Below are 1,664 nucleotides of genomic sequence, written 5' to 3' on the forward strand. Positions count from 1 at the left end.
GTGTGCCGAGAGTAACGAAGGGCTGAAAACGTTACGTAACTGTTAATAAGATGGTGGAACCGACCCACTGGTGTTGTTTTACAGGAGAGAACATCAAACCACTATAAGGTGCTTTGGTAAAGAGCCAAGGTATTGAGCGTTATAGAAAAGGTAATCCATGAGATTATCAGGTATGAATAAAGGAGATGAATACAAATGAACCTCTGATGAAGTGTCGAGAAAGTGCTACATTCTGTCAAAAGTGGTTTAAGTATGTGAACCATGATAAGTTTATCGGTTACCTGTTTACTGGCTAAGCGGCAGGCGTCATTTAGGAGGCATGACCTTTATTCGGGCTTATTTACGGAACTCGGGAACCTGCATAGTAATGCAAAGAGAAATGTACAATAGGATCAACCTAGAGACAGAATATCAATGAATTATGCAGGGGCGGACTCATCCGTAGTAGTGCTGAAGGTTTTGTAATGAAACTGGATCGAAGGGATGAGCTTATACAGTCACATCACATTTAACAACTTGAAAGAGGATGACTTTATGGAATGAGACAAAATCAGTACCTATTACTAAAGAGATGGTATGGGGAGCTTATCTTGAGGTAAAACGAAAAGGAAAAAGTGCAGGAGTTGACGATCTAACGATGTCAAAATATGACAAGGATAGAAGTAAACATCTGTACAAAGTCTGGAATCGATTAGCTTCAGGGAGTTACTTTCCCCCACCAGTCCTACAAGTTGAAATACCCAAGAAAGATGGTTCAAAACGTCGACTAGGTATTCCTACGATCAGTGACCGAGTAGCTCAAACGGTTATCAAGAATCAAATAGAAGAAAGGATAGAAAAGATCTTTCATCCCAATTCCTATGGATATCGTCCAAATCTTAATGCACATCAAGCTTTACAAAAAGTACGAGAAAACTGTTGGAAATATGATTGGGTGATTGATTTAGACATTAAAAATTTCTTTGAAGAGATCAATCATAATAAGCTACTCAAAGCATTGGACAAACACATAAGTGAAGATTGGATAAAATTCTATATCAAAAGATGGTTAGAGTGCCCAATAAAGACCAGAGAAGGTAGAGTCATAGACAGATCAAAAGGTACACCACAAGGTGGAGTGATCAGCCCACTGTTAGCCAATTTGTATTTGCATTATACTTTAGATCTCTGGATCCAAACAACAGATTCCTCTATTGAATTTGTACGCTATGCGGATGATATCATTATCCATTGTAAGACTCAAAGTCAAGCAGAACATATCTTACAAAGAATCAAACAAAGGGTTAAGCAATGTGGATTAACATTACATCCTGAAAAGACCAAGATTGTTTATTGTAAGGATTTCAAAAGGCAAAAACAATACAGAGAAATCAAATTTGATTTTCTAGGGTATACCTTTCAGCCTCGTACCTCTAAGTCGAAGAAAACAGGCAAATTGTTTCTAGGCTACGATTGTGCGATGAGCATCCAATCCAGATCAAGGATATTTGAGACAATCAGGAAAATGGAAATCCCTAGAATGCGGTGTGACAACATTGTTGGCATTGCATATCATTTAAACCCTAAACTCAGGGGATGGATACGTTATTTTGGTAAATATCGAGGATATAGTTTGTCTAAGGTGTTTTATGTGCTTCGTATCAAATTGGTAAGGTGGGCAAGGT

General features: G+C 38.0%; 1 protein-coding gene. It reads left to right on the top strand.

Annotated features, from left to right (window positions below; translation table 11 throughout):
- Positions 1 to 526: 526 nt before the first annotated feature.
- On the top strand, positions 527 to 1,664 hold a 1,138-nt coding region (gene ltrA, locus H527_RS0118665), incomplete at its 3' end, for a group II intron reverse transcriptase/maturase (protein WP_035089060.1).

It is taken from the genome of Aquimarina muelleri DSM 19832 (assembly GCF_000430665.1).
Classification (GTDB): domain Bacteria; phylum Bacteroidota; class Bacteroidia; order Flavobacteriales; family Flavobacteriaceae; genus Aquimarina; species Aquimarina muelleri.